A 1,861-nucleotide genomic window follows, 5' to 3' on the forward strand; every position below is an offset into this window, starting at 1 on the left:
TCCTTAAAACGAGTCTGTTGCAGAAATTATGGGTTTTTATGGCGGCTTGCGCAACGGTTACCGTTGTTGCCCACAGTTTTTTATTTTCAGTTCTTTTTTTCCAAGTAAGCGATTAGTTTCATTAAGGTCTTTTCATTGGCTGGAATGAAATAATTCATTAATGAAAGGTATTTCGGATTGTTTTTATATCCAATTCCGAATGATTTAATATTAGTATCTCCGTTTTCTAACTCATCAAAATAAATAACATTGAAAAAATCTTTGGCATCATCTTTCATAAATTCAGGGAAATTATCGGTTATTTCCGCTTGCAAAGTCAGAAGTCTTTTTGGTACGTAATTTATGATGTGAGTAACAATTGTAGTGCTATCTCCAATTTTCCCTTGTTCATTGTAATTCGTTTTGATATATCCACCAACTTTTAGGTCAATTTCTGCAAGAGGTACAGCCCAATTTTCCCAACCTTTTTTAGTAGTATATGCTTTCCAAACTGAATCGATTGGTGCTTTTACTGTGAGTTCTTGAATCAGAACTAACTCTGGCGTTTTTGTCGAATCAATTTTCGATATAACTCTTTTCTCTTGTCCGAATGTAATTGAGGTCAGAAAGACTGAAAAGAGAAGCATTAATATTTTTTTCATTTGACTATATTTTTTCATTATCTCGTTTTCTCAAATTGTGGGCAACGTGTTTGTGTATGGTTAGTTGCGTTGGCTAGAACTAAGTTAGTAAAAGAAACCGAACAAGAGGAAAATCCGAAGGATTTTCCGAGTACACACAGAACAAGCAATTGGCTATACACGTTGTTGTGCTTTCGTTATTTTTTATTTTCTAACTCGTCGTTGATGATTTTTAAAATAGACTTTGATTGTTCTAATAACTGCTTTTGTCTTAATATTCTGTTGTATTCTAAGACAGATTTTAAATATAAATTGCCAAAGAATGAATCATTTGTAAAAAAGGATTCAGCTATTTTTATACTGTCGATTTTTCTTAAATTGTAATTAAATCGTTTTCTAAATTTATTATCTGCTATTTTTAAAATAAAATGATTAGTATCATCATTGAGTTTGTCTAGTAACAGCATTGCACTTTCTTGATCCTCAAAACCAGAATCAAAGTCTGCAATAAATTGAGCCAATAAATGCCTTAATTCTTCATTTTTTATTAGGTCAATTTTCCCCGAATTTGTTAACGAATTATACGCTCCCGTAATTGGTTCTGCACGATACCATGAAATTCCATAAGCAATCAAGTTGTTTAGAGAGTCTAGATGAGTGTCAAAATATTGAAACTGATTCTGATTTCTATTTTCATGAATATTGATAAGAATTTGACTATAATCCATTACTCTAGATTGAATTTTTATAGTTTCTTCTATTCGTTGTTTTGAGACTTTAAAATCAGCTTCTAAAGCTTTTAAAATTTTAATTTCTTCGTTTGAAGCTTTTCGTTTTTCATTCCAATTATTGATTTGAAGCGCTATCAAAATTCCGATAACAACAAGGATAATCTCGCCAATTGCATATTTGAAATATTTTCCAGTTTTATTTTCCATAAGCAAGCTTTGGCGAATTTTTCTAAAGAATTTTATCATTGGTTGGTTGTTTCTGGAAAGTTAGGATAATTATTTTATTCCGATCGAGTGAGAATAATGAAGCACAACGTGTTTATATATGATTTGTTGCGTGAATTTTGCGTTAAATTAATAAATAATTACTGACAAAGAAAATTCGCGAGGATTTTCGTAAGTAGACAATAAGCCAGCAATAAATTATATATGTTGTTGCTAGTAGTTGTGTGTCCTGCGCTGTTCAAGGATACAATATAAGAATTCGTTCTTTGATAAAGAACAGCATAA

General features: G+C 31.0%; 2 protein-coding genes. Both read right to left on the bottom strand.

Features of this window, described 5'->3' with window-relative positions:
* Positions 1-86: 86 nt before the first annotated feature.
* Positions 87-641 carry an SRPBCC family protein gene (locus ACFSR8_RS12990; protein WP_380292692.1) on the bottom strand — a complete coding sequence of 185 codons (555 nt, stop codon included), beginning with the start codon at positions 639-641 and terminating at the stop codon, positions 87-89.
* Positions 642-817: 176 nt separating this feature from the next.
* Positions 818-1,597 (bottom strand): DUF6090 family protein, encoded by a 780-nt coding sequence (locus ACFSR8_RS12995; RefSeq protein WP_380292694.1) that lies wholly within the window; start codon positions 1,595-1,597, stop codon positions 818-820.
* Positions 1,598-1,861: the final 264 nt, after the last annotated feature.

It is taken from the genome of Hyunsoonleella rubra, from assembly GCF_042684665.1.
GTDB classification, from domain to species: Bacteria; Bacteroidota; Bacteroidia; order Flavobacteriales; family Flavobacteriaceae; genus Jejuia; species Jejuia rubra.